24 protein-coding genes and 1 pseudogene are annotated in these 24,891 nt (G+C 68.3%); 14 read left to right on the top strand and 11 right to left on the bottom strand.

Going from position 1 to position 24,891, the window contains the following annotated elements; translation table 11 throughout:
- Positions 1–185: 185 nt before the first annotated feature.
- The 7 genes from CSC78_RS18965 (at position 186) to CSC78_RS04075 (ending at position 6,058) form a co-directional block, all read left to right on the top strand.
- Complete coding sequence (locus CSC78_RS18965; protein ID WP_338015125.1) at positions 186–812, top strand: methylamine utilization protein; 627 nt, start codon at positions 186–188, stop codon at positions 810–812.
- Positions 809–3,157: a putative bifunctional diguanylate cyclase/phosphodiesterase gene (locus CSC78_RS04100; protein WP_379609239.1), complete on the top strand. Its 2,349-nt coding sequence runs from the start codon at positions 809–811 to the stop codon at positions 3,155–3,157. The genes CSC78_RS18965 and CSC78_RS04100 overlap by 4 nt, the downstream gene beginning before the upstream one ends.
- Positions 3,154–4,026, top strand: a complete 873-nt coding sequence (locus tag CSC78_RS04095) for a DUF3034 family protein (protein WP_162336628.1) — start codon at positions 3,154–3,156, stop codon at positions 4,024–4,026. Before CSC78_RS04100 ends, CSC78_RS04095 begins: the two co-directional genes overlap by 4 nt.
- 10 nt (positions 4,027–4,036) lie before the next feature.
- Complete coding sequence (locus tag CSC78_RS04090; protein WP_162336627.1) at positions 4,037–4,507, top strand: group I truncated hemoglobin; 471 nt, start codon at positions 4,037–4,039, stop codon at positions 4,505–4,507.
- Between the two features lie 143 nt (positions 4,508–4,650).
- Entirely contained in the window at positions 4,651–4,875 is a 225-nt protein-coding gene (locus CSC78_RS04085; protein WP_162336626.1) for a hypothetical protein, read from the top strand.
- Positions 4,872–5,387, top strand: coding sequence for a nuclear transport factor 2 family protein (locus CSC78_RS04080; protein ID WP_162336625.1), 516 nt, complete (start codon positions 4,872–4,874; stop codon positions 5,385–5,387). The genes CSC78_RS04085 and CSC78_RS04080 overlap by 4 nt, the downstream gene beginning before the upstream one ends.
- A 98-nt stretch (positions 5,388–5,485) precedes the next feature.
- Positions 5,486–6,058, top strand: coding sequence for a hypothetical protein (locus CSC78_RS04075; RefSeq protein ID WP_162336624.1), 573 nt, complete (start codon positions 5,486–5,488; stop codon positions 6,056–6,058).
- Here CSC78_RS04075 and CSC78_RS04070 read toward each other — a convergent pair whose 3' ends face one another.
- Both CSC78_RS04070 and CSC78_RS04065 read right to left on the bottom strand, forming a co-directional pair.
- Positions 6,059–6,490, bottom strand: coding sequence for a nuclear transport factor 2 family protein (locus CSC78_RS04070; protein ID WP_162336623.1), 432 nt, complete (start codon positions 6,488–6,490; stop codon positions 6,059–6,061). It abuts the gene before it with no gap.
- Between the two features lie 250 nt (positions 6,491–6,740).
- Positions 6,741–8,003, bottom strand: a complete 1,263-nt coding sequence (locus tag CSC78_RS04065) for an HD-GYP domain-containing protein (protein ID WP_162336622.1) — start codon at positions 8,001–8,003, stop codon at positions 6,741–6,743.
- A gap of 101 nt (positions 8,004–8,104) precedes the next feature.
- On the opposite strand from CSC78_RS04065, the gene CSC78_RS04060 reads away from it, so the two are divergent.
- From CSC78_RS04060 to CSC78_RS18845, 4 genes and pseudogenes are all read left to right on the top strand, one after another.
- Positions 8,105–8,509: a GFA family protein gene (locus tag CSC78_RS04060; RefSeq protein WP_162336621.1), complete on the top strand. Its 405-nt coding sequence runs from the start codon at positions 8,105–8,107 to the stop codon at positions 8,507–8,509.
- Positions 8,510–8,606: 97 nt separating this feature from the next.
- Complete coding sequence (locus tag CSC78_RS04055; protein WP_162336620.1) at positions 8,607–9,299, top strand: TetR/AcrR family transcriptional regulator; 693 nt, start codon at positions 8,607–8,609, stop codon at positions 9,297–9,299.
- A gap of 71 nt (positions 9,300–9,370) precedes the next feature.
- The gene (locus CSC78_RS04050; RefSeq protein WP_162336619.1) at positions 9,371–10,585 is read left to right on the top strand and encodes an NAD(P)/FAD-dependent oxidoreductase; all 1,215 of its coding nucleotides are present in this window, start codon (positions 9,371–9,373) and stop codon (positions 10,583–10,585) included.
- 70 nt (positions 10,586–10,655) lie between these two features.
- Positions 10,656–10,910, top strand: a pseudogene (locus CSC78_RS18845) (HupB); the annotation flags it as partial.
- 55 nt (positions 10,911–10,965) lie between these two features.
- On the opposite strand, the gene CSC78_RS04040 reads toward CSC78_RS18845, so the two are convergent.
- The 7 genes from CSC78_RS04040 to CSC78_RS04010 all read right to left on the bottom strand — a co-directional run bounded on the left by CSC78_RS04040 (position 10,966) and on the right by CSC78_RS04010 (position 17,428).
- Entirely contained in the window at positions 10,966–11,394 is a 429-nt protein-coding gene (locus CSC78_RS04040; RefSeq protein ID WP_162336692.1) for a hypothetical protein, read from the bottom strand.
- Between the two features lie 15 nt (positions 11,395–11,409).
- Complete coding sequence (locus tag CSC78_RS04035) at positions 11,410–11,616, bottom strand: PspC domain-containing protein (protein ID WP_162336618.1); 207 nt, start codon at positions 11,614–11,616, stop codon at positions 11,410–11,412.
- 42 nt (positions 11,617–11,658) lie between these two features.
- Positions 11,659–12,036: a YfeK family protein gene (locus CSC78_RS04030; RefSeq protein ID WP_162336617.1), complete on the bottom strand. Its 378-nt coding sequence runs from the start codon at positions 12,034–12,036 to the stop codon at positions 11,659–11,661.
- A 191-nt stretch (positions 12,037–12,227) separates the two neighbouring features.
- Entirely contained in the window at positions 12,228–13,298 is a 1,071-nt protein-coding gene (locus CSC78_RS04025; protein ID WP_162336616.1) for a class III poly(R)-hydroxyalkanoic acid synthase subunit PhaC, read from the bottom strand.
- Positions 13,295–14,701 carry a class III poly(R)-hydroxyalkanoic acid synthase subunit PhaE gene (phaE, locus tag CSC78_RS04020; RefSeq protein ID WP_162336615.1) on the bottom strand — a complete coding sequence of 469 codons (1,407 nt, stop codon included), beginning with the start codon at positions 14,699–14,701 and terminating at the stop codon, positions 13,295–13,297. The genes CSC78_RS04025 and phaE overlap by 4 nt, the downstream gene beginning before the upstream one ends.
- Before the next feature lie 71 nt (positions 14,702–14,772).
- On the bottom strand, positions 14,773–15,387 hold the full coding sequence (gene pssA, locus CSC78_RS04015) for a CDP-diacylglycerol--serine O-phosphatidyltransferase (RefSeq protein WP_162336614.1): 615 nt from the start codon (positions 15,385–15,387) through the stop codon (positions 14,773–14,775).
- Between the two features lie 205 nt (positions 15,388–15,592).
- Complete coding sequence (locus CSC78_RS04010; protein ID WP_162336613.1) at positions 15,593–17,428, bottom strand: 3-hydroxybutyrate oligomer hydrolase family protein; 1,836 nt, start codon at positions 17,426–17,428, stop codon at positions 15,593–15,595.
- 133 nt (positions 17,429–17,561) lie between these two features.
- On the opposite strand from CSC78_RS04010, the gene CSC78_RS04005 reads away from it, so the two are divergent.
- The 3 genes from CSC78_RS04005 to CSC78_RS03995 are packed head-to-tail and all read left to right on the top strand — an operon-like array spanning position 17,562 to position 19,468.
- Positions 17,562–18,329 (top strand): 3-hydroxybutyrate dehydrogenase, encoded by a 768-nt coding sequence (locus CSC78_RS04005; protein WP_162336612.1) that lies wholly within the window; start codon positions 17,562–17,564, stop codon positions 18,327–18,329.
- 10 nt (positions 18,330–18,339) lie between these two features.
- Positions 18,340–18,795 (top strand): hypothetical protein, encoded by a 456-nt coding sequence (locus CSC78_RS04000; protein ID WP_162336611.1) that lies wholly within the window; start codon positions 18,340–18,342, stop codon positions 18,793–18,795.
- Positions 18,796–18,805: 10 nt separating this feature from the next.
- Positions 18,806–19,468 (top strand): response regulator, encoded by a 663-nt coding sequence (locus tag CSC78_RS03995; protein ID WP_056881237.1) that lies wholly within the window; start codon positions 18,806–18,808, stop codon positions 19,466–19,468.
- A 1,274-nt stretch (positions 19,469–20,742) separates the two neighbouring features.
- Here the strand turns inward: CSC78_RS03995 and CSC78_RS03990 are convergent.
- Both CSC78_RS03990 and CSC78_RS03985 read right to left on the bottom strand, forming a co-directional pair.
- On the bottom strand, positions 20,743–21,231 hold the full coding sequence (locus CSC78_RS03990) for an NUDIX hydrolase (RefSeq protein ID WP_162336610.1): 489 nt from the start codon (positions 21,229–21,231) through the stop codon (positions 20,743–20,745).
- A 169-nt stretch (positions 21,232–21,400) separates the two neighbouring features.
- Positions 21,401–24,784: a PAS-domain containing protein gene (locus CSC78_RS03985; protein ID WP_238391154.1), complete on the bottom strand. Its 3,384-nt coding sequence runs from the start codon at positions 24,782–24,784 to the stop codon at positions 21,401–21,403.
- Positions 24,785–24,891 lie beyond the last annotated feature (107 nt).

Here is a 24,891-nt window from a genome sequence, read left to right as displayed (position 1 = left end):
ACGTCAGTTTCAGCCCAGTCCGGCAGTCCCGCAGGAACGGAACACGCATGCCTCATGCCCGCGATCGTCGCGTCGGGGGATCGCGGGGATGGCACGGGTCTTGCTGGAATTACCTGATTGGACAGGGGATGACGATGCGGGTACGGCGGCGCGTGGGGCGGGCGTGGTCTGGAGTGCTGCTGTCGATGGCCATCGGGTCGGCTGCGCATGCGGCGGAGGTGCGCCTCGCCGTGGGCAGCAGCAGCGGCCCGGTCGCCGATGCCGTGGTCAGCCTGCACGGCGCGACGCCGTCGACCACCCGCAGCGCCACCGCGCGCATGGATCAGCAGCATTCGGCCTTCGTGCCCGGTGTGCTGCCGGTGCAGGCCGGCACGGTGGTCGCCTTCCCCAACCGCGACAACATCCAGCATCACGTCTACTCGTTCTCGCAGCCACGCCAGTTCGAGATTCCGCTGTATTCCGGCAACAAGGCCGCGCCCATCCGCTTCGACAAGCCGGGCGTGGTGGTGGTGGGCTGCAACATCCACGACTGGATGATCGGCCACATCGTGGTGCTGGACACGCCCTACTTCGGCAAGACCGCCGCCGATGGCCACCTGACCCTCGACGTGCCGCCGGGAAGCTACACGCTGCGGGTGTGGCACGTGCGCGGCGAGGGTGCACCGCTGGAACGCACGCTGGTGGTGCCGGCCGCCGGTGCCTCGTCGACGTTGCAGATCGCGCTGGTCCCGGCGAAGAACGACGTACGTGGCACTGACCGCCTGCGCGCGCTGCAGGAGAAGTTCCGCCAGACCAAGGGCGGCACCCCTTGAAGCCACGCAGTTTCCAGACGCGCGTCATCGCCGTGATGATCGCCGTGGTGGTGGCCGCGCAGCTGGCCACGTTCGCGGTGGTGACGGTGGCCACGCAGCGCGCGGTGTCGTCGCGGCTGGAACAGGAGCTGCACGTGGGCCAGCGCGTGTGGGAACAGTTCCAGCAGAGCCGCTCGGAACAGCTGCTCGCGTCGGCGTCGGTGCTGTCGGACGATTTCGGTTTCCGTGCGGCGGTGGCCAGTGGCGATGTGCCGACACTGCGTTCGGCGCTGGGCAACCAGGGCACCCGTGTGGGCGCCGACCTGGCCTGGCTGCTGGATCGCGACGGCCGCTGGCAGGCCGGCGCCGAGGGCGCCGCGGCGCCGTCGGCGGAGGTGCTGGCCGGTCTCACGCGCCAGGCCGCCCGCGACGGGCTGGCCTTGCAGACGGTCGTCGTGAATGACGCCCTTTACCTGGTGGTGATGTTGCCGGTCATGGCGCCGGAGCGGGTGGGCTGGCTGGCCATAGGCCGTCGCTACGACGATGCGGTGGCGCGCGAGTACCAGCGCCTGACCGGACTGGAAGCCGCCTTCGTCACCAGCGCCGGCTCCCGGACGCGCGTGCATGCCTCCACGTTGCCCGCCGCACAGCGCGCGTCCTTTGCGAGCGCCTGGACGCCGCAGGGCGACCACACGCGCCCGATTGCCGTCGGCAGCGACCATTACCTCTCCGACTCGCATCCGCTCACCGAGGGCGACGACGCACGGCTGGTGTTGCTGGATTCGTACGACCGAGCGCTGGCGCCCTACCGCGCGTTGCGTTCGCGCATCCTGCTGCTGTCCGGGCTTGCGGCCCTGCTCGCGGTTGCCGTCGCCGTTGCCCTGGGTCGCGGCATCAGCCGACCGGTGTCGCGACTGGCCACGGCGGCGCAGCGCATCCAGGCCGGCGATTACTCGCAGGCGCCGGTCGCCGGCGGCAGTCGCGAAATCGCCGAGCTTGCCGGTGCGTTCGGCCGCATGCAGGCGGACATCGCCGCGCGCGAAGCGCGCATCCTGCACCAGGCCCATCACGACGGCCTGACCGGGCTGCCCAACCGCAGCCATGCCTACGACCTGCTGCAGGCGGCGATCGCCCGTGGCGGCGACGTGGCGGTACTGGTCATGGACGTGAACCGCTTCAAGGAGATCAACGACACGCTGGGCCACGAATTCGGCGACCAGGTCCTGCGCGAAGTCGCGCAGCGGCTGCGCAGCGCGTCGGATGACGCCCATCTGGTCGCCCGCCTGGGCGGTGACGAGTTCATGCTGATGCTGCCGGGCCTGCGATGCGAGGCGGCGCAGGCGCAGGCGCACGCGCTGTGGAATGCGTTGAAGCAGCCGCTGGACCTGCCCAGTACGCGCGTTGGCGTCGAAGGCAGCTTCGGCCTGGCCTGCCATCCCGAGCATGGCGCGGATGCCGACACACTGCTGCGACGGGCCGACATCGCGCTGTACGACGCCAAGGCCGCGCACGGCGGAGTGGCGGTGTACCAGCCCGGCCGCGACGAATCCCACCTTCGGCAGCTGCAGTTGATGACCGACCTGCGGCAGGCGATCTCCGGAGGCCAACTCGAACTGAAGTTCCAGCCCAAGCTCGATGCCGCCAGCGCGCACGTGCAGCACGTCGAGGCGCTGCTGCGCTGGCGCCACCCCACCCTGGGCGCGGTGGCGCCGGACGAGTTCATCCCGCTGGCCGAACGCTCGGGATTCATCCACGAACTGACGCGCTTCGTACTGGACCAGGCCCTGGCCTGCCATGCCGTCTGGCGCGCGGGCGGACTGGACCTGGGGCTGGCGGTGAACCTGTCCGCGATGGACCTGCTGGATGCGGACCTGCCGGACTACATCGAACAGCGGCTCGCCGCCCATGGCGTCCCGGCGGAGCGCCTGATCCTGGAGGTCACCGAAAGCGCGCTGATGCAGGACATCGAGTACGCACTGCGCATGCTGCACCGGCTCAAGGCCTGCGGCGTGCGGCTGGCGATCGACGACTTCGGTACCGGCTATTCCTCGCTGGCGCAACTCAAGCGCATGCCGGTGGACGAGCTGAAGATCGACAAGAGCTTCGTGATGCAGCTGGAAGAAGGCAGCGACGACGCGGTGATCGTGCGCTCCACCATCGAACTGGGCCACAACATGGGCCTGTCGGTGATCGCCGAGGGCGTGGAGAACGACCGCGCACTGGCCCTGCTGCGCCACTACCGCTGCGACATGGTGCAGGGCTACCTGTTCAGCGCACCGCTGGGCAGCGCCGCGCTGCTGGACTGGTGCCACCAGCGCGAGCGCACCGCGACGACCGCCGACCTCCCGCTGGAAACCGACGCATGACCCCTGCCCTTCGTTGCGTATCGATCGCCTGCGCCCTGTCCGCGCTGCTGCCGGCGCTGCCCGCCTCCGCCGGACAGGGCCGCCTGCTGGCGACCGGTGGCGCCACGCAGGTGGAAGGTGCGGCCGGCGGCGGCATCGTGCCGTGGGCCGTGCTGTCGGGGTACGGAACGGACGAACAGCACGGGGGCGCCGCGTTCTACACGCGCGTGGATACCGGCGACTACGCGCTGGACGCCTTCGGGGCGTCGTACACGTTCGCCAACCGGGTGGAAGTGTCGTTTGCGCGGCAGTCCTTCGACCTGGGCGAACTGCAACGACGGCTGGCGCTGCCCTGGGATGCGCTGGAGCAGGACATCTACGGCGCCAAGGTGCGCCTGGCCGGCGATCTGGTCTATACGCGCATGCCGCAGGTCAGCGTCGGCGTGCAGCACAAGCGCCTGCGCGACGGCGCGTTGCCGCTGGCGGTGGGCGCGCGCGACGACAACGGCACCGATGCCTATCTCAGCGCCAGCAAACTGTTCCTCGATGCCGCCGGCGGTTACCAGTTGCTGCTCAATGCGACCCTGCGTTCGAGCAACGCCAACCAGGCCGGCCTGCTGGGCTTCGGCGGCGACCGGCGTGCGGAGCGCACGTGGCTGTGGGAAGGATCGGCGGCCGTGCTGCTGGATCCCCGCCTCGCCGTAGGCGTGGAATACCGGCAGAAGCCCGACAACCTCGGCTTCGCCAGAGAAGACGACTGGCGCGACGTCTTCATCGCCTGGTTCCCGAACAAGCACGTCGCCGTCGTCGGTGCGTGGGCGGACCTGGGCAGTATCGCCACGCTGGACGACCAGCGCGGCGCATACGTGTCCTTGCAGTTGAGCTTATGAGGTGACGAGCATGCGTATCGCGACCGCCCTGCTGCTGGCCAGCCTGCTGTGGATCGCCGGCTGCGCGTCCGCGCCACCGGCGAAGGACGCGCTGTACGACGGGCTGGGCGGGCGCGCCGGCATCGAGGCGCTGGTGGAGACCTTGCTGTTCCGTGTGTCGGACGATCCCCGCATCGCGCATCACTTCAAGGACGTCGACATCATCAACCTCAATGACCGGCTGGTGGAGTTCCTGTGCGTGCAGTCGGGCGGCCCCTGCTCGTACGCCGGCAAGGACATGGCCGAGGCGCACAAGCACGTGAACATCGCCGAAGCCGATTTCAATGCGCTGGTCGAGGACCTGATGTGGGCGATGGACCAGCGCCAGCTGCCGCGCGCCACGCAGAACCGCCTGCTGCGCCGGCTGGCGGCGATGCAGCGCGACGTGGTGCGTCGTGGACCGCCGCCGCCGGAAGCGCCCTTGCTGCCTCCGCAGCCCTGACCTGCCTATCGCGGCACGGTTTCATGCGGGCGCAGGGCGGTTTCGTCGGCATCCCGCCGGATTCGTCGCAGCGCGCTGGTCCACCGCAGTGCAGGACGCGAGGATGGACGCCTGACATCCGCTGCCCGAAGGAGTTCCGGACCATGAAGACCCTCGTCGCCCTGCTTGCCTGGTGCCTGCTGTTCGTCCTGTGCTGGCCGCTCGCCGTGCTGGCGCTGCTGGCCTGGCCGTTCGTCTGGCTGCTGTCGTTGCCGTTCCGGCTGGTCGGCATCACCTTTTCGGCGCTGTTCGCCTTCCTGCACGCGCTGCTGATGCTGCCGGCGCGCCTGCTGGGCGGCGGTCGGCGCGCACCACTGGTGTCGGCATGACCGCGGTGCGTTCGCGCGTGGCGAAAGCAGCCTTCGGCGGCCTGCTGGGTACCGCGCTGCTGTGCGGAGCGGTCGAGGCGACGGCCGCCACCGAGCGGACACCGGAGCAGCTCACCGACACCATCGATGCACTGGACACGGCGGTGTTCGACGCCTTCAACACCTGCGCCGATCCGGCGCAACTGGCGAAGCACGCCGCCTACTTCGACGACGCGGTGGAGTTCTACCACGATAACGGCGGGGTCACCTGGACGCGCGACGAGATGATCGGCCGCACGCGCCAGTATGTCTGCGGCCACTACCGGCGCGAACGCGTGCCGGGCACGCTGGTGGTGTACCCGATCAAGGATTTCGGCGCGATCGCGCAGGGCAAGCATCGCTTCTGCGACCTGGGCGGCACCGACTGCGCGGGCGAAGCGGATTTCGTCATGGTCTGGCGCGAACGCGATGGCCAATGGCAGGTGACGAGGGTGCTGAGCTACGCGCACCGGCCTGCGACCCCCGCCCCCTGAGCCTGGCAGGACTTCGCACCCGCTTCACACATGCCCCGCCACAGGCGCACATCAGCCATCGATCCTGTGCCCGGCGCTTCTGCCGCAGACACGGGACCATGGCGATGACCACCGACACCTACCCCAACGCGGTCTCATGGATCCGCGTGATGCGGCCCTTGGCATGGGGCGGCGCTGGCCTGTTGCTGCTCGCGCCCTGGGTGGCCATGCGGTTCACCCACGACGTGGCCTGGACCGTCGGCGATTTCATCGTCTTCGGCGCGATGCTGCTGACCGCCTGCGTCGCCTTCGAAATGGCGATGCGCATGGCGCGCGTGCCCAGCTATCTGCTGGCCAGCCTGGTCGCGATCGGTGCAGCCTTCCTGCTGCTGTGGGCGAACCTGGCGGTCGGTATCGTCGACGAGCCGGGGCATCCCGCCAATCTGTTGTTCCTCGGCGTACTGGCCGTCGGCGCCATCGGCGGCGGGCTGGTCCGGCTGCAGGCGCGCGGCATGTCACGCGTGATGGCGGCGATGGCGATCGTCCAGGGGGGCGCGGGCGGCATCGCGATACGGATGGACACGCAGGAATCACCGGCGTTCGTGCTGGCGTTCACCGGTCTCTGTGTCGTGGCCTGGTGCGTGTCCGCCCTGCTGTTCCGGAAGGCGTCGAAAGCGACTCCAACCGGATGATCACCGCGGCTTCATGTGCCACAGCGCGTTGACGATGATCCAGCGCTCGCCATAGCGGCCCATGTGGAAATGGTCGACGAACCACGGCGTCTCCAGGCGTACGACGGCGGTCTCGGCGGTGACGTCGAGGATCCGGCAGCTGCGGTTCCACTGGTCTTTCGGCGTCTTCAGCGCGCCCTGCCGCGTCAGCGACACCAGTTCCTCCTTCGACATGCGACGCAGGCCGAGGCGCTCGTCCGGCGTGTCGCCGATGACCGAGCGCTTGGCCAGGTCCGGGTGCAGCGCGCGCGCCACGCGCGCGGGATCGCCTTCCAGCTGGCCGTCGACGTAATCGAAGCAGGTCGCCTCGATGGCAGCCAGGGTGGCGGCGTCGGCCATAGGGGCCGGTGCGGTGGCGGCGGATGCGGCCATGATCAGCGAGAGCAGGGACATCGGGAACTCCTCCGGGGACGGGCCATCCTCGGCCGTGTCTTGGCGGACGGCACGTGCCGGAAGTGCAGCGCGCACACCGGCATCGACATGCGTTCAGGGCACGCGTTAACCTGCCGGTACGGAACGGGGAGTTCGCCGCCCCCGCTGTCGCGGTTCCCACCGCAATCCTCCCACGGACGGGTCCACCCGCCTGTCGTCCGCAGGGAGCGCCGCAGGATGGGGTGGCAGGCCTGCAGGCAGAGGCGCGGTGTTACGGCAGCCAGACCTTCTCCAGGTCGCGGAAACCCCACTTCTCCGGCGACTCGACACCGACGATGCGTTCGCGGTCCCCGGCGGTGGCCAGGTCGAGGTCGGTCATCAGCACGTGCTTGCGCTGCCTGGCCGAGTAGAAGACACGCACGCGGGGAGCCAGCAGCGTGGCGGGGTTCTGCTCCACCACCACCGCCAGCCGGTCGCTGGACAGCCGCACCAGGGCGCCGACCGGATAGATGCCGATGCTCCGGACGAACGCCTTCATCAACGTCGTGTCGAAATGCCCCTCCCAACTGGCCATGCGGCGCAGCGATTCGGCCGGATCCCAGCCGTTCTTGTAGGGCCGGTTGGAGGTGATGGCATCGTAGACGTCGCAGATGCTGCTCATGCGGGTGAGCAGCGGCAACTCGGTACCGGAGAGACGCTGTGGATAACCTGCGCCGTTGACCTTCTCATGATGGTGGCGGGCGATGTGCAGGATCGCCTCCTGGGTGATGCCACCATCCCGCAGCAGCCGTTCGCCATGCACCGGGTGCTGGCGGACGATGGCAAACTCGTCCTCGGTCAGCTTGCCGGGCTTGTTGAGCACGTCCAGCGGCAGCATGGCCTTGCCCATGTCGTGCAGCAGGCCGCCCAGCGCGGCGTCGCGCACCTGGTCATCGGGCAGCTGCAGTTGGCGGGCCAGCATCGTCATCAGCGCGCTGACCGCCACCGAATGCAGATAGGTATAGCTGTCGGCGTCCTTGAGCCGCGCCACGCTGACCAGGGCGGTGGGATGACGGTCGACCGAGCCGGTGATTTCGTCCAGCAGCGGCTTGACGTGGCCGGCGTCAACGCCACGACCCAGGCGCACTTCGCGGAACATCGCCTCGACCGCGTCGCGCCCCTCGTCGCAGATGCGGCGGGCACGCGAGATCTCGGACGCCAGACTGACGGTGCCGTCGGCCACGATCACCCGGCGGTGCTCGGCCTCCGGATCCTTATCCGTATCCGTGGCCGACGGGGACATCGCGACCGGCTGCGCGGGCACCGGTCCTGCCGCGTCCGGGGTCGGAGCCTCGGGTGAGTCGCGATCGCCGTCCAGCTCGCTCCGGGACAGGTCCACCACCACCTGCCCAACCCCGCTGTCCTGCAGCTCGGCGATGCGTTCGTCGTCGAGCAGGAACGACGTGCGCCAGAACGGATGCTGCATCCACGGACCCAGCAACTTCTGCACGTACATGCCCGGCCGGAGGTCGGCGACATTTACGGTCTGCAGCATGCATGGCTCCGCCAGGTTGGGGGGTCCGTTATGCTCCCGCCCATCGACCAGCACGGTGGGGCGACCCCAGTCCCCCGAACGGTATCGGCACGGGAGCCCACATGCTGAAGACCTATAACGGCAGCTGCCACTGCGGCGCAGTCCGCTTCGAGGCCGACATCGACCTCACCCAGCCCACCTACCGGTGCAACTGCTCGATCTGCCGGCGCAACCGGTTCTGGCCGGCCATCGTGGCGCCCGACCGGTTCCGGCTGCTGGCAGGCGAAGGGGAACTGGTGGAGTACCGCTTCAACACCCTGCGCAACTCGCACCACTTCTGCCGGACCTGCGGCGTGCGGCCGTTCGGCATCGGCAACGACATGCCGGGGGAAGCGCGCATCTACGGCGTGAACCTGGGCTGCCTGGAAGATGTCTCGCCCGAGGAGCTCGACGCCGCGCCGGTCGTTCACGTGGATGGCGCGCACGACCGCTGGCAGGAAGCGCCCAGGTTCACGCGTTACCTTTAGGCGGCACGTCGAACAACGACCGTATAGCCGCCACAGTCCCGCGGCGTTTTGCTAGGCTGGCGCAATATCGCCACCCAGCCGTGTGCAGGGACTTTCCGTGAGCATCCAGTCCGAATATCTGGAAAACGTTTCCAGCGATGCCGACCCCGGCACGGTGCCACTGCGGGCACGCCCGCAGGTGGAACTGTGCCGTCGCGGCGAGATCCGCGCCGAGAAATTCCTCGATGCCGCCACCGAGGTATTCGCCGAGAAGGGGTACCAGCACGCTCGCCTCAGCGAGATCGTGGCGCGTGCGGGCGGATCGCTGGCCACGCTGTACCGCATCTTCGGCGACAAGGAAGGATTGGCCTGCGCCATCCTCGAACGTCGCCTGGACCTGCATATCCATGTCCTGAGCGACCTCAACCTGACCGAGCTTTCGCCCCAGCAGGCGCTGCGGCGCGTGGCCATCCGCATGGCGCAGCTGATGGCGGGCACCGATTCGCAGGTGGTCTACCGCATCGTGATCGGTGAGGGCCAGTCGTTCCCCGCCTTGCGCGACTGGTTTTTCGATCATGTGGTGGCGTCCATCCGCCGCACGCTCGAAGATTATTTCGAGCAGCAGGTCGCCGCGGGCCGCCTGCACCTGGCATCGCCCAAGGCGGCCGCCGGCCAGTTCTACATGAGCCTGTTCGGCGACCAGGTCGTCCGCCTGGCTGCGGGCGGGCCGCACCTGCCGGACGTCGACACGCTGGAAGCGCAGGCACTGGCGGCCGTCGACCTGTTCCTGCAGGGCGCTTTGCCGCGCTGACCGCGCGTCCTTCACCCCTCGATGGCAGGCGGCCTGCGAGCATGGTCGCCTCGTGACGGGACCGGACGCGCATGGACCTCAAAAGCGGTTATCCCTTCTGGGCGGTCAGCAACGGGCTGATGCAGGCGTTTCCGCGCCTGGAAGCCGACCATCGCTGCGACGTCGCCGTGCTCGGCGGCGGTATCACCGGCGCGCTGATCGCCGATGAACTGGCCCGCCATGGCTTCGACGTGGCGGTGCTGGAGCAGCGGGACATCGGCTGGGGCAGCACCGCCGCCAGTACCGCGCTGCTGCAATACGAAATCGACACGCACCTGATCGATCTGGCCAAGCGCCATGGCGAAGCCGATGCGGCGCTCGCCTACCAGGCCTGCGCCGAGGCCATCGACCAATTGCAGGCGGTCGCATCGGCCTGGCGCGATGTCGGCTTCGCGCGCAATCGCAGCCTGTACTACGCCAGCCGACGCCGCGATGTCGCCAGCCTGGAAGAAGAGTGCGTTGCCAGGAAGAAGCACGGCCTGGAGGTGGAGCTGCTGTCGTCCGACCGCGTGCGCGACGATTACGGATTCGATGCGCCTGCCGCCCTGCTCAGCCAGCAGGCGGCGCGCGTGGATCCGTATCGTCTGACCTATCGCCTGCTGCAGCGGCTGCAGAAGCAGGGCGCATCGGTCTTCGACCGTACCCGCATCGAAGAGATCACCCCCACCACGCGCGGCGTGACGCTGCGCACCGACACCGGACTGACCGTGCGCGCCGGGCATCTGGTGGTCGCGGCGGGCTATGCGAGCCAGCACTGGCTGAAGAAGTCGGTGGCACGCAACCGCAGCAGCTACGCCGTGATCAGCGATCCGCTTCCGGAGTCGGCGCTGGGCTTTCTCGCCGATACGCTGCTGTGGGAAACCGCCCGCCCCTATCTGTATGCGCGCACCACCTCCGACCGTCGTCTGCTGCTGGGGGGAGAAGACGATTCCGTCGATATCCCGGCCAAGCGCGACGCGCGCGTGGAGAAGAAGGCACGCACGCTGCTGAAGCGGTTGAAGGAACTGTTCCCCGAACTCGCGCTCACCCCGGCGTTCTCATGGGCCGGTACGTTCGCGGAAACCGAGGATGGGCTGCCGTTCTTCGGTCCGCACGAGCAATGGGGTCCGCGGGTGCACTTCGCGATGGCCTACGGCGGCAACGGCATCACCTACAGCATGCTCGGCGCCGGGCTGCTGCGCGCATTGATCGAGCGGCGCAAACACGCCTTGTGGCCCTTGTTCTCGTTCCAGCGCATGGAGCGCTGAACATGTCTTGACGGTGCCGTCATCCAGGTCGCGCGACGCTGCGCTTCCCTACGCCCCGGGAGACAGCGTCATGCCACGCGGTGACAAGTCTGCGTATACCGACAAGCAGAAGCGACAGGCCGAACACATCGAAGAAAGCGAACTGGAACAGGGCCGCTCGCGCGAGGACGCCGAGCGCATCGCCTGGGCCACCGTCAACAAGCAGGACGGCGGTGGCAAGAAGAGCGGCTCCGGGCGCACGACGGCGGCAAAGCAGGCTACCAAGAAAACGGCCAGCAAGACCGCCACACGCTCCAAGAAAAAGAAGACCGCGAAGAAGACCTCACGCAGCTGAGGTGCTGCCGACGTGGACGACGGTGGAACACAACGACCGTCGTCGGTCACCCGCCCGGCCACCATCCCTTGCCCGTCAATGCGTAGCGATCGGCCGCGCGTTCGAACGGGTTGCGGACGCTGACCCCGCCGCACAGCAGATAGACCGGCAGGAACAGGGGTCCCAGCACCATGTACTGATAGACGTGCGCGCGCTCATGGTCGCCCAGGCGGATGCGCGGATGCTGCGTGCGGCCGGCACGATGCTCGTAGGTGACGCATTCCGACTCCAAGGTATCGCCGGTATGCAGGATGCTGTTGCCGAAGGTGATGGCGCCGCCCGGTCCCCACGGCCAGCGATGGAAGACGACCGCGAAATCGCGCGGGCTCCATTCTGGTCTCGCGCCGAACGGCATGCCCACGGCGCCGGCGACGAGGCCGATCAGCGTATTGGGAACGGCCCACGCGATGCCGAGCACGCGGGCGGACCACAGCATGGTCGGCGCCAAGGCTCAGTCCTGTTCGTTGGGCATCAGCAGCCAGAGGATCAGGTAGACCAGGATGCCGGGGAACGCCGCCGACGCGATCGACACGACGACGAAGATCACCCGCAGCAAGGTCGCGCTCCAGCCATAGCGGTGGGCGATGCCGCCCATCACGCCGGCGATCATGCGGTCGTTCAACGAACGCGCGAACGGTTTGGATGCCGAGTTGTTCATCGCCGACTACTCCCCGCGGTGGTCTGGACCGAGTCTAGCGCGTCAGCGGACCGGCGCGCCTGAACCGCGCAGCGTCTTGAGCTTCGCCGTGAACCACGTGGCGGCCGGCTGTGCGGGCTGTCCCGGACACCGCACCTGGTAAGCCTTCCCGCTCATGCTGCTCTTGCTTGCCGCGCGCTCGATGAACTGTTCCGCGGTATCGACCAGGTTTTTCTTCAGCAGGTAGTCGTACTTGCGCTGCAGGTGCTTGCGGGCCTCGTCACGCCCATGCCACGTACCGTTGCGCTGGAACTCGCAGGACGACGTGGAGAGGGCGTCCATCAGGCCCTGGATCTCGCGCTTGGCGGTCGCTGAAGGTGCGGCCGACGCGAGCGCGGAAAAGGCGATCAGACAGGCAGCGAAGGTGAGGCGCGACAGCATGGGATTACCCTGATGCAACAAAGGTGAAGGGGGCGCACTTCTGTAGGAGCGACGTCAGTCGCGACCGCACGGCCCGATGCGCCGACAACAGAAGGCCAAGTCGAACAGGGGACTGGCCCGACGGCGACCTTCATATACTGTCGGATCGCGGTCGCGACTGACGTCGCTCCTACAAAAGGCAGCGTGCGCACTTATCGGGCGCGCTGGCCCAGCCAGTGATGGATGGCCGTCGGTACTTCGCGCTGCGCACGGCTGGACACGTAGATACCGATATGGCCACCCTTGAAGCTCAGTTCGGTGTAGTCATCGGTGCCGACAACGTCCTTCAGCGCACGCGAGGCATCCGGCGGCACCAGATGGTCCTGCTCCGCATAGATGTTCAGCACCGGCATGTCGACGAAGCCCAGGTCCACCGCTTCGCCGCCGATCTCGATGCCGCCCTTGATGAAGCCGTTGCGCTGGTAGAACTGCTTGATAAACTGGCGGAAGGCTTCGCCGGCGAGATCCGGCGAGTCGAAGATCCATTTCTCCATGCGCAGGAAATCCTCGATCGCCCGCTTGTCGTCGAGGATGTCGACCAGCCCCACGTACTTCTGCAAGTTCAGCCGGAACGGCTTCAGCATCAGGTAACAGGCATTCATCATGTCGGCGGGCACGTTGCCCAGCGCGTCGACGAACAGGTCCACGTCGAGTTCGCGCGTCCAGTGCGAGAGCATGTTGTCCGGCGTATGGAAATCCACCGGGGTGACCATGGTGATCAGGTTCTTGACCTTCTCCGGGTGCAGCGAGGCGTAGCACAGCGAAAACGCGCCACCCTGGCAGATCCCGAGCACGTTGACCGCCTCGCGGCCGCTGCTGTCGCGCAGGTGGTCGACGGCGCCGTCGATGAAGCGGTTGATGTAGTCGTCGAGTTCGAGAAAGCGGTCCGAGCGGTCCGGATAGCCCCAATCGATGACGTAGACGTCCTCGCCCTGCGCCAGCAGCCCCTTCACCAGCGAGCGGTCGTGCTGCAGGTCGACCATGTACGGCCGGTTGACCAGCGCGTAGACGATCAGCAGCGGGATTTTCGCGGTCGGCGCCTTCTCGCCGATGAAGCGGTACAGCACCACCTTGCCGTCGCGCCAGACTTCCTGCTTCTGGGTGGCGCCGTAGTGGACGTCTTCCACTTCAGGCAACGTATGCAGCCCGGCGGACAGCTTCTGCGTCAGCGTGGTGGCTTCGTGCGCCAGCGCTTCGGCGCTGAAGTTGAGCGGTCCGTTCATTTGCCTTTACCCCGCTTCGTCTTCTTGCCGGTCCCGGGCGAGTCGACGACTCCGCTGCGCGTTGCGTTGCGCGCCACCCAGTCCTTCATCGACACGACCGCCGCAGGCTTGGCCGACGCTGGCTTTGCTGGCGGCGCCTTGGCTTGCTTCGGGGCTTTCGCGACCGAGGCCTTCGATACCCGTTTGGCAGCCGCTTTCTTCGTCCTGACAGGCTTCTTCGCGACGCCCCGGGTCGCGGCGGCCACGGGTTCCCGCTTGCTTGCCGCCGGCGCCGTCGCGGCCACGGTCCGCCGTGCAGGCTTCTTGGCCCCCTTCTTCTTGGCGGCTGGACGCTGCTTCGTCACAGCTTTGGACGCCGAGGGCTTGCGGCGGACGGGCGCGCGCTTCTTCGTTGTTTTCGGCTTCGCGGCGACGGGCTCGGACCGGGATGGCGCCTCCACCACGACCGGCGTCTCCGTCGGCGTCGTAACGCGCGGTGCCGGCGCACGGCGGGCGGGTGCGGCCTGTGCACGCGTCAGCCTGCGCAGTGAACGCTCGAGTTCAACGATCTTGCGGTGGGCGGAGTCGACTTCCGTCCGCGTCGGCATGCCGAACAGCGTGCAGACCTGCTCGACCTCGCGCTGCACGCCGAGGTGCAACCGCGCCTGGGCGTTCGCCAAGCCACCGTAGGCATGGCGGAAATCGCTGGACATGGCGACCTGCGCGTACGCCTCTTCAGCGGCATCGATCCACAGGTCGAACAGGGCCCGTGCATTCTGCAACTGGCGGCCCGGCTCCGCATGCTCCTCCAGCTTGCGCTCGAAACGCACGAAGGCGTCCTGCGCCACCTGCAGCATCAACTGGTCGTACTCGCCGACCTGTCGCTGGTAATCCTGGTACGCCTGCGCCAGTTGCTGCCAGCGCTCCTGGTGTTCGCGCGACAGACCGAAGGTCGGCAAGTGCATCCAGCGGTCGCCATCGCGCTGCAGGTTCTCCAGCCAGGGGCGCATCTGCTGCATCCAGCCATCCATGCCGTGCGCACCGCCCTGCATGTGGCGGAAGATGTCGGCGAACGGATTCTGCGCCGGCGTGGGCTCGGCCATGCCGAGCGCCGAGCGCCAGGCGCGGCCGATGTCGGTGGCATCGTGGTCGCGGCCGGTGAACTGCGCGGCAACCTGCTGCATCTGCCCGAACCACTGGCTGGCCTGCCGCTGGAAGCGGCCAACGGCCTCGTCCACCTGCGGCTGCCCGCCGGGCACCAGCTTCGACCACCAGTCGACCGTCTGCTGCCAGCCGGGCGCGGCACCGGGCATGGACATCGTCGGCGCTGCGCCGGCCTGCCGCAGGGCATCACCCCACAGGCTCCAGTACTGCTGGGCGACCGATTCGAAATCGCCCGGCCACGGTGGAACGGAATTTGCCATGTGCCCTCCCTTTCCCGACCGATTCTAGCCGCGGCCGGCGGCGCGTGCATGACGTGCCCTCACCTCACGGCTCAAGGCTTGGGAATGCGCAGCGTCTTGCTGATCATCAGCGTGCCGGATACCGCGAACAGCAGCACCAGCGGATGCAGCAACCAGGGCCCCAGCTTCAGCGCGCCCAGCCACAGGTCCGGCCCCACGTGGCCCAGGTAGGCCGCGATCGCCAGCAGCACGACCAGCAGCAGGCTGGTCGGGATCGGCGTGCCCTCGAAGTACTTCACCTTGTCGCCGCCGTCGGCCAGCGACTCGGCGGTGACGTTGTAGCGCGCCAGCCGGCTGACACCGCAGGCCACGAAGTACGACAGCACCAGCCAGTCCCAGCCGCCCTGCATGCCGCAGGCGTAGGCCAGCGCGGCCGGGGCCACGCCGAAGGAGATGACGTCGGCCAGCGAATCCAGTTCGCGTCCCAGCACCGAGGCCTGGTTGCGCCAGCGCGCGACCCGTCCGTCCAGCGCGTCGAAGATGAAGGCCAGCGGGATCAGCGCCATGCCGATCATCAGGTCGCGCAGGATGCCCTCCTGCAGGAAGCGCATCGCCGCGAAGATCGCGCCGGTGCCGCAGAACGCATTGCCCAGCGTGAACCAGTCGGCCAGCTGGAAGTCGCGGATCATCGAGAAGTGTCGGGACATGGCGGCAGTCGTGACCGGGGACGGCCTACAGGGTAAGCCGAACCGGGTGAAACCGTCGTGGGGGCACCCTACCCTCCGTTCCGTGGGAGCGACGTAAGTCGCGATTGAACGGAGTCAAGAAGGCAAGAATTGCCCATCATCCCAATGTATCTCTGGATGCCGAGCATCTTTTCGCGACTCACGTCGCTCCCACACCTGAATCCATTTACCGCGGAATCGCGAGCTGGCTGAGCTCGACACTACCCGCGCCACGCGGTTGCGCGCTGATCAGCGCATTCGCCGGCAATTCGCGGCGGCCATCCAGCGTGGCATCGACCTGGTCCAGCGCGGCGTAGACATACGGCAGCAGCGGCACGTAACGCGCGCCGTAGGCGGGCAGCGCCAGGAAGCCGTCGAAATGCTGCGCATGACGCACCTGCCAGTAGCGCACGTCGGGGTTGGCGGCACGTGCCGCAGCCACGTAAGGCGCGCTGGAGAACGCGGGCGGGACAAGGCCATCGTCCAGGCCATGGATCACCACGACCGGACGGCGCGTCTTCGGGGAGTGCGCCGCCGTCTGCGCGATGCCCGCCTGCACGCGGCGCGCGTCATCCGTGCTGCCGGTCTGCAGCGCACGCAGGCACTGCAGGCCAGGCAGGGTGAAGTCCGGCGGCGCCAGCGTCGTATCGACGATGCCGACACCGGCACCCGGCGGAATGCCGCTGCCCTCGGACCACCACGCGGCGCGCTCGGCGGCCGTCGCGGCACGCGCGGAAAAGTCGGCGTTCTGCGCCGAGAACGCGAAGCCGCACGGATGCTCGCCCACGCCGTAGCGACCGTAAGCGGACGCATACGTCACCGCGACCGCACGCCACAGGTCGAAGCCCACGCTCAGCGCGCCGGCGACCAGCGCCTCGTCGGTCCAGCCGTTCGCCTTGAGTTGCGCATGCGCCGACGCCGCCTGCGCCTTCGCATCGGCACCCGTCACCAGGCCCGCCGCCTTCAGCGTGGCGCAGCGCGCCGTCCACCGCGGTTCGACCTGTGCACGCAGCGGTGGCTGCGGCAGCGACTCGGCCGGCAGGTCCAGCATTGCGCACGGCATCAGCAGCGCCGCTTCGGTGGTGTAGTCGTACAGCGAGCGCGCGCCGGGCGCATCGGCCGCGTAGATGTTGGGTTCGCCGGCGACCACGGCATCCAGCCAGCCGCCCTCCTCCTCGCTGGCGCGCAGTACCGCACCGCCGCCGTTGGAGATACCGACCGCGATGACGCGCGTGTTGTCGAAACGGAACGGCGCCGCCTGCGGGAAGGCCTGGTCCAGCGCAGCCAGCGCGAATTCCGCCGCCTGCTTCACATGCTTGCCCCAGTCCGCCTCCGGATTGTCCTTGGAATGCGCGTGCTTGACCGCCACGCCGCTGGCGCCGACCGGCGCGTCGGGCGTGAAGGCGAGCGTGTCGACGCCGAGTTCGCCGATGGTGCCGTCCTCGCGCGCGCCGCGCTGGTCGGTCAGGTCGAAGTAATCCGTGCCGGCGCCCTTGTCGGTGTAGGCGACCGCACACCCCTTAGGCAGCGCCCACGGCGCGGCGACGGCGATGGCGCCGTAGACGCCACGCGAGCCGGACGCGGCGGTGACGACGACGCAGCGCTTCGTGGCATCGAAGTTGTCCGGCACCTGCACCAGCACGCGATGCGGCTGCTTGGCGCCGGGCACCGTCGCCAGTGCCGAATACTCGCGACCCGGCGCGCTGGCCACGCTGCCGTAGGCCTGCCCGTAGCTGCCGGTCAGCGACAGGTCGGCGATGCCGCGCCAGTTCGCCCAGATCGCGCGGCGACGCAGTTCGGCCGGCGTCGGGTTGGCGGGATCGGCGAACGCGGGCGCCGCCATCGCGCGCAGGCCGTCCAGGCCCAGGCCGGCGGTAAGCAGGTCGTCGGCGCCACGATGGTCGGTGACGCGCTGGGGCTGGATCATGTGGGCCACCGCTTCGGGCTTGGGCGGCGCGCTGCTGCAGGCGGCGAGCGCCGCACCGAGCAAGAGGCCGCAGGAAATGCGCGTCTTCGCGTTCATGCGTGGAAAGCGTCCAGGGTTCCGGTCAATGCCATGAAACTACCCTCCGCGGGAAGCGCCGTCATCGTACTTTGGTACCACGAACCGCGCGCGCCTGCCTGCTACCCTAGCGACGACACGCAGGAGTTCCCCCATGCAGCCCACCCACACCCTCCTCATCACCGGCGCGGCCAGCGGCATCGGCGCCGGCATCGCCGCGCAGCTGGCCGAAGCCGGCCGCCACGTCATCGTCAGCGACCTGAACCTGGACGCCGCCGAAGCCGTCGCCACGCAGATCCGCAGTGAAGGCGGTTCGGCGGAGGCCGTCGCGCTCGACGTCACCTCGCAGGCCAGCATCGACGCCGCGCTGGCGACGATCTCGCGGCCCATCGACGTGCTGGTCAACAACGCAGGCCTGCAGCATGTCTCGCCGCTGGAAGACTTCCCCATCGAGAAGTGGGACTTCCTGGTGCAGGTGATGCTGGTGGGCGTGGCCCGGCTGACGCGCGCGGTGCTGCCCGGCATGCGCGAGCGCGGCTTCGGCCGCATCGTCAACATCGGCAGCATCCATGCGCTGGTCGCCAGCCCGTACAAGAGCGCCTACGTGGCGGCCAAGCACGGTCTGGTCGGTTTCTCCAAGGTGCTGGCGCTGGAAACCGCCGACACCGACATCACCATCAACACCGTGTGCCCCAGCTACGTGAAGACGCCGCTGGTGGACAAGCAGATCGCCGACCAGGCACGCACGCGCGGCATCTCCGAGGCCGACGTGGTCAGCCAGGTGATGCTGAAGCCGATGCCGAAGGGCGTCTTCATCGGTCTGGACGAACTGGCCGGCATCACCGCCTTCCTCACCTCGCCCGCCGCCCGCAACATCACCGGCCAGACCATCGTGGTGGATGGCGGCTGGACGGTGCAGTGAGCATCGGACCTTGAAGATCCGCGTCCCGCCGAGAACATGCAACCTGCTTGCGATCATCGTGCTCGCCGCCTGTAGCGAATCGGCGCCGGAACATCCGCTTCGCAGCGAACTCGCACGCCTGTCCGGCTCCCAGGCCAACGCCTGCGGATGGGTCGCCGCAGGAGGGGAGACGGAAGCAGGTTGGGCCTGTGCCCAGGAGGCCGACGCCGCCGGACAAGCGTTCTGGTTTGCCGTCCAGGGACGCGGCGTCGACTCCGAGGTATGGGATGCGATTGGACGCGACGCTCACGGCATGCGCTACCACCTGCAGTACGACTCCAATCCCTATGGCGAAGCTTCGCTGATGCCTCGCTACTTCCGCGACACCTGCCTTGGCGCGTTCCGCCTGAGGAAAGACGAGGGCACCCGACTCGGGTGCTCAAGGGCAAGGATCGAGACCCGCCAGATGCAAGCACCCGCCCAATGACTTGCGCCGAATGCCCAACCTCCTGATCGCCGACGACCATCCGCTGTTCCGTGCTGCCCTGCGCGGTGCGGCGGCGGACGCCGTGGCGCAGCTGTCGGTGCGCGAGGCCGAGTCACTGGATGGCGTCATCGCCACGCTGGAAGCGCACGACGACATCGACCTGGTGCTGCTCGACCTGCACATGCCCGGCAACCACGGGCTTGCGGGCCTGGCGGCGATCCGCGCGCAGTTCCCGGCGGTCGCGGTGGTGGTGGTGTCGGCGAACGACGATCCGCGCGTGGTGCGCCGTGCCCTGGACCACGGTGCCGCCGGCTACCTGCCCAAGAGCTCGGGCCTGGACGAACTGCGCGACGCGATCCGCAGCGTGCTCGCCTGCGAGCAGTGGCTGCCGGCGTCGCTGCGCGGCGCGGTCGCACGCGCGCAGTCGTCCGAACACGACACCGAACTCGCCGGTCGCTTGGCGAGCCTGTCGCCGCAGCAGTTCCGCGTGCTGACGCTGGTGGCGCAGGGCCTGTTGAACAAGCAGATCGCCGACCGCCTCGACGTGCAGGAGCGCACGGTGAAAGCGCATCTGTCCGCGATCTTCGACCGACTCGGCGTGCGCAACCGTACCCAGGCCGGCGTGGTACTGCGCGAACTGGAACTGGCCGATCCGGCACGGCAGATCGAGTAATCCTGCCTCGTTGCCACGCCGCATGTCGGGAACGAATCCCCGCGACGCCCACGCCGTCATCCCAGCGAACGAAACTCCGCGCCCCGCATGTCGTCATCCCAGCGAACGCTGGGATCCATTCGGCTCCTGCCCTTGCTTTCGCTGGATGTGTCGCGGAGAACAGCAGGATGGGTCCCAGCGTTCGCTGGGACGACGGCGCGAGAATCGTCATCCCGGCGCAGGCCAAGACCCAGTGCCTTTGCTCTTCCAAGCGGGTTAAAGACGCAGATCGCTGGCCCCCGGCTTGACCCGCCGTCCGGCGCTTGAAAGTCGCCGTGACGAGAGCTGCATCACCCTTGGGTACGTCATCCCAGCGAACGCTGGGATCCATTTAGCTTCTGCCCTTGGTTTCGCTGGATGTGTCGTGGAGAACAGTAGGATGGCTCCCAGCGTTCGCTGGGACGACGGGCCGGAATCGTCATCCCGGCGCAGGCCGGGACCCAGTGTCTTTGCTCTTCCACGCATCTTAAAAACGCAGATCGCCGGCTCCCGGCTTGACCCGCCGTCCAGCGTTTGAAAGTCGCCGTGACGAGAGCTGCATCACCCCTGATTACGTCATCCCAGCGAACGCTGGGATCCATTTGGCTTCTGCCCTTGGTTTCGCTGGATGTGTCGTGGAGAACAGCAGGATGGGTCCCAGCGTTCGCTGGGACGACGGCGCGAGAATCGCCATCCCGGCGCAGGCCGGGACCCAGTGCCTTTTGCTTCCCGCGCATGACGGCGACGCACGTCGCACGCCCGGCATTGGCGGGGATGACGGATTAGTGCGTGAAACCATCCGCCATCGCAGGACCGTCGACTGCACTGGCCATAATTTCGCCACCCATCTTGACAGCGTTGCGCCGCAACGCGCGCCGATGCTTATCCACATGTTCGTCGACAGACCATCCACATGCGGTGTGGACAACCTCGTCGCCGACCCGTCACGCGCTGGTCAAATTTTCGCCACGCATCTTGACAGCCCTGCGGCACAAGGCGGCGGCGGGGTTATCCACATGGTTTCCCAACGTCATTCCACAGCGGATGTGGAAAAGTCGTGGCGTGGAACACGCGCCCGTTTCTGTAGGAGCGACGTGAGTCGCGACCGTAGAAAGGAACGTCCTTGATCTGTCGACAACAGAGAGCCACACGACTATCGTCGTCTCGCCCCCGAATCATGTACGGCGCACTGCCCGTCGCCCATTCCGGTCGCGACTCACGTCGCTCCTACAGAAGAAGCATGCGAACGGGCAGGTTCAGATCCGCGAGTAATCCCACGACACCATGCGGCCATCGCGGTACGGCATGACGCCGTGGAAGCCGCGCGGGTCGTCGTCGAACACCAGCGGCAGGAAGTGGCGGTCGCCATCCCACAACGGCAACTCCATGATCTTCTCGACCGGCACCCACTCCAACGTGCCCTCGGGATTGGACTCGAACGGCGTGCCGCTGTACGTCGTGATGAGGAAGACGAATCCCAGCCAGTCCTCGCCGTGTTTGCCGAAGCCCGGCCAGCTGATCGTGCCGCGCAGCGTCATCGCGTCGCAGTCGATCCCGGCTTCCTCGTGGATCTCGCGGCGCATGCCGGCGACCACATCCTCGTCGGGCTCGATCTTGCCGCCCAGCCCGTTGTACTTGCCCAGGTGCTGGTCGTCGGGACGCGCGTTTCGGTGGATCAGCAGGACCTGCGAGCGGTCCGGCGACAGCACGTAGCCGAGGGTGGCGACGATGGGGGTGTAGGGCATGGGGGATCGACGGGCAGTGGGGCAGTGATTCTACCTGTGAACCATCCGTCGTCGTCCCAGCGAATGCTGGGACCCATCTTGCTTTTTTGCGGGTTCGGGCGCGGCACGGAAGACGAGCGGACAATCAAGAGCAAATGGGTCCCAGCATTCGCTGGGACGACGATGAGCACTACGTCGCCCGCGCCGCCAGCAGCCGGTCCAGCACCGACTTCAGCGCCAGTGGCCGCACCGGCTTGGCCAGCAACGGCAGGTCCGCATCGCGCACGGCACGTCGCACGGCATCGGTCTGGTCGGCGGTGAGGATCAGGCAGGGCCGGGAACCGTGCGCTTCGCGCAGGCGCTCGGCCAGCGCCACGCCGGTATCGCCATCGTCCAGGTGGTAGTCGAACAGCCAGAGGTCGGCCGTCTGCTCCTGCAACGCGCGCTCTGCCGCATCGCCATCACCGGCGATGGCGACACTGCATCCCCAGCCCTCCAGCACCTGTCGCAGCGCAGACAGCGCGACGGGATCGTTGTCGACCGCCAGCACGTGGCGGCCGGCTAGGCCCGGCTTGCCGAACGGTACGGGCACGGGCGCAGGGGCCGCCACCCGCACGAGGTCGACGGCGAACACCGCTCCCCGCCCTACCCGACTGCGCAGCGACAACGGCGCGTGCAGCAGCGCCGCAATGCGGTCGGCGATCGACAGCCCCAGACCGAGGCCCTGCCCGGGCACGTCGTCGCCACGACGGAATTCCTCGAAAATCCGTCGCTGGTCCGCCTCGGCGATACCCGGCCCCGTGTCCCACACCTCGACACGCAGATGGGGGCCGATGCGCCGCACGCCCAGCAACACGCCACCACGCGCGGTGTAGCGCACGGCATTGGCGAGGAAGTTCTGCAGGATGCGCCGCAGCAGCTGCGGGTCGGTGTGCACCCAGGCGCGTGTGGGCACCATGGCGAACGACAGGCCGCGCTCGTGCGCGAGCACGCGGAACTCCGACGCCAGCGGCTCCAGCACTTCCAGCAGCGGCAGGTCACGCGGCTCCGGAACCAGCCCACCTGCTTCCAGCCGCGACATGTCCAGCAGGCCGGTCAGCAGGTCGGTGGTGGAATCCAGGGCACCGCGCACCTGCAGCGCGGTCTCGCGCTGGTGCGTCTCCGGCAACTGTTGCGACAGCGCGTCGGTGAACAGCTGAGCCGCATGCAGCGGCTGCAGCAGGTCGTGTCCGATCGCGGTCAGGAAGCGGCTCTTCGCATCGTTCGCGTGTTCGGCCTCGCGCTTGGCGGTCTCCAGCAGCGTGGTGCGCTCGGCCACGCGCTGCTCCAGCGTCTCGTTGGCCTGCTTGAGCGCCCGCTCCGCCCGGCGCGATGCAGTGACGTCGGTATAGGTGGCGACGAAGCCGCCCCCCGGCATCGGATTGCCGCGGATCTCGACGATGCTGCCATCCGGGAACACGCGCTCGGTCAGGTGCGGCGTGCCCGCTCGCATGAAAGCCAGCCGCCGTTCGAGCGCCCGATCATCGTGGCCACGCTGCGGCATGCGCTGCAACGCCCAGCGGGTCAGGTCGGCGATCGGGCGTCCCACCTGCAGCACCTCGGGCGGGAACCCGAACATCTGCGCATAGCGCCGGTTCCAGGCGACCAGCCGCTGGTCGCGGTCGATCACGCTGATGCCCTGGCTCATGTTCTGCAGCGCGGCTTCCAGCACCTGCTGGTTGAAGCGCAGGTCCTGCGAGACCTCGCCGACGATGGCGGCGACGGTCTCCAGGTCGCCGCTTTCGCGGCGCGCCGCATCCAGCAGCAGGCGCGCGGATGCCGACCCCAGCACCGCGGCAAGTTCGCGTTCCAACCGCGCCTCGATCAACGCGGGCACCGGTCCGCTGCGCGGCGCATCGACCAGCAGCTCTTCCACCCGCTCGCGCGGGAGGAAGCGGCGTCCGGCATCGCGCAGCGTCCCGGCATCGAAGCCGCGGCTGTCGGCGCGGCGCGGTGCCGTGCCGCGCCATCCCATGACGACCAACGTCACCACGGTTCCGAGGAACAGGCTGACGCCGACCGCACGCCCCAGCCGGCTCCAGCCCGTCAATCCGAAAAAGCCATCCGGCGCCAGGGCAGCGATGCCGAAGGGCCCCTGCGACAGCCAGGCCGGCGCGACGCCACGCGCGTCCATCGTCACCGGCAACAACAGCAGCCAGACCCAGACGACGAAGCCCGCCGCGATGCCGGCGATCACCGCGCGCGGCGGCGTCTGCGGGCGCCAGATCGCGAAGCCCAATGCCGGTGCCAGCGTGGCCAGCGCCGAGAACGACACCGCGCCGACATCGGCCAGCGCATCGTTGCCCGCCACCAGGCGGCTGTACGCCCACGCAAGCAGCATCACCGCGACGATGCCGACACGCCGCTGCGTCAACACCGCACCGCGCAGGTCGCCCCCGCGCCCGCGCAGCCAGCCGCCCCGCAACAGACCCGGCGCCAGCCAGTGGTTGCCGATCATCAGGCTGAGCGTCAGCGTGCTGACCACCACCATGCCGGTGGCCGCGCTCAGGCCGCCGAGGAACGCCAGCAGCGCCAGCCCCTGCTGCCCTTGCGACAGCGGCAGCGCCAGCACGTAGAGGTCTGACGGCACCGCGTCGCCGAACATCGCACCGCCGGCGCGCGCCAGCGGCAGCAGCGGCGCCGCCATCAGCACCATGTACAGCGGGAACAGCCAACGCGCCGTGCGCACATGGCGTTCGTCCCGGCATTCGACGACGCCCACGTGCACCTGGTGCGGCAGGGTGAACATGGCCAGCACGCCCAGTGCGACCAGCGGCAGGAAGCCATAAGTGGTCGACGCGGGGGCCTGCACGGGTGCGACATCCGGCAAATCCGGCAGGCCGAACCAGACGAACAGCCCGAGCGCCAGCATCGCCGCCAGCTTGAACAGCGATTCGAACGCCATCGCCAGGATCAGGCCGCGGTTGTGTTCCACCGCGCTGGCACGCCGCGTGCCGAACAGCATCGCGAACACCGCCATCGCCAACGCCACGTACAGCGCGCTGTCCTGCCACGCCGGCAGCGCCTCGTTGCCAGGCGAGCGCGTCAGCAACGCGAAGCTCATCGCCACCGCCTTCAGCTGCAGCGCGATGTAAGGGATCAGGCCGAGCGCCGCGACCAGGGTCACCGTCGCCGCCAGCCAACCGTCCTTGCCCAGCCGCGTGGCAATGAGGTCGGCCAACGAGGTCGCGTTCGACTCATGTGCCATCCGCACCAGCCGCACCAACAGGAACGCGCCGAAGACGTACAGCAGGATGGTGCCGACGAAGGTCGGCGGCAGCGGCCAGCCGTAGCGTGCGGCCTGCGTCACCGTGCCGAAGAAGGTCCACGAGGTGCAGTACACCGCCAGCGACAGCGCGTAGATATAGGGCCATTGCACCGCCAGCACGTGCGGCCGCCGCTCGGCGTAGAGCGCGGAGCCGAACAGCACGCCCAGCCACAGCAATCCGGCCAGCACCACCATGCCCACGCTCAGCACGCGGAACCCCACGTAGCGTGCGCCATGCGCACGACCGCGCGATGCCGGAAACCGCATGTCGATCCCGTCACGATGATCGATGCCGCATCGCACCCCGACCGCGCAAGGCGCGCGGCGGCTTCTGCGGTCGTGCGCATGGCGCACGCTACGGGGCGGGAAGACAT

The organism is Pseudoxanthomonas japonensis (assembly GCF_010093445.1).
In the GTDB taxonomy this organism is placed as follows: Bacteria; Pseudomonadota; Gammaproteobacteria; order Xanthomonadales; family Xanthomonadaceae; genus Pseudoxanthomonas_A; species Pseudoxanthomonas_A japonensis.
The sequence above is the reverse complement of the archived record's forward strand: the minus strand, read 5'-3'. Positions and strand labels throughout refer to the sequence as shown.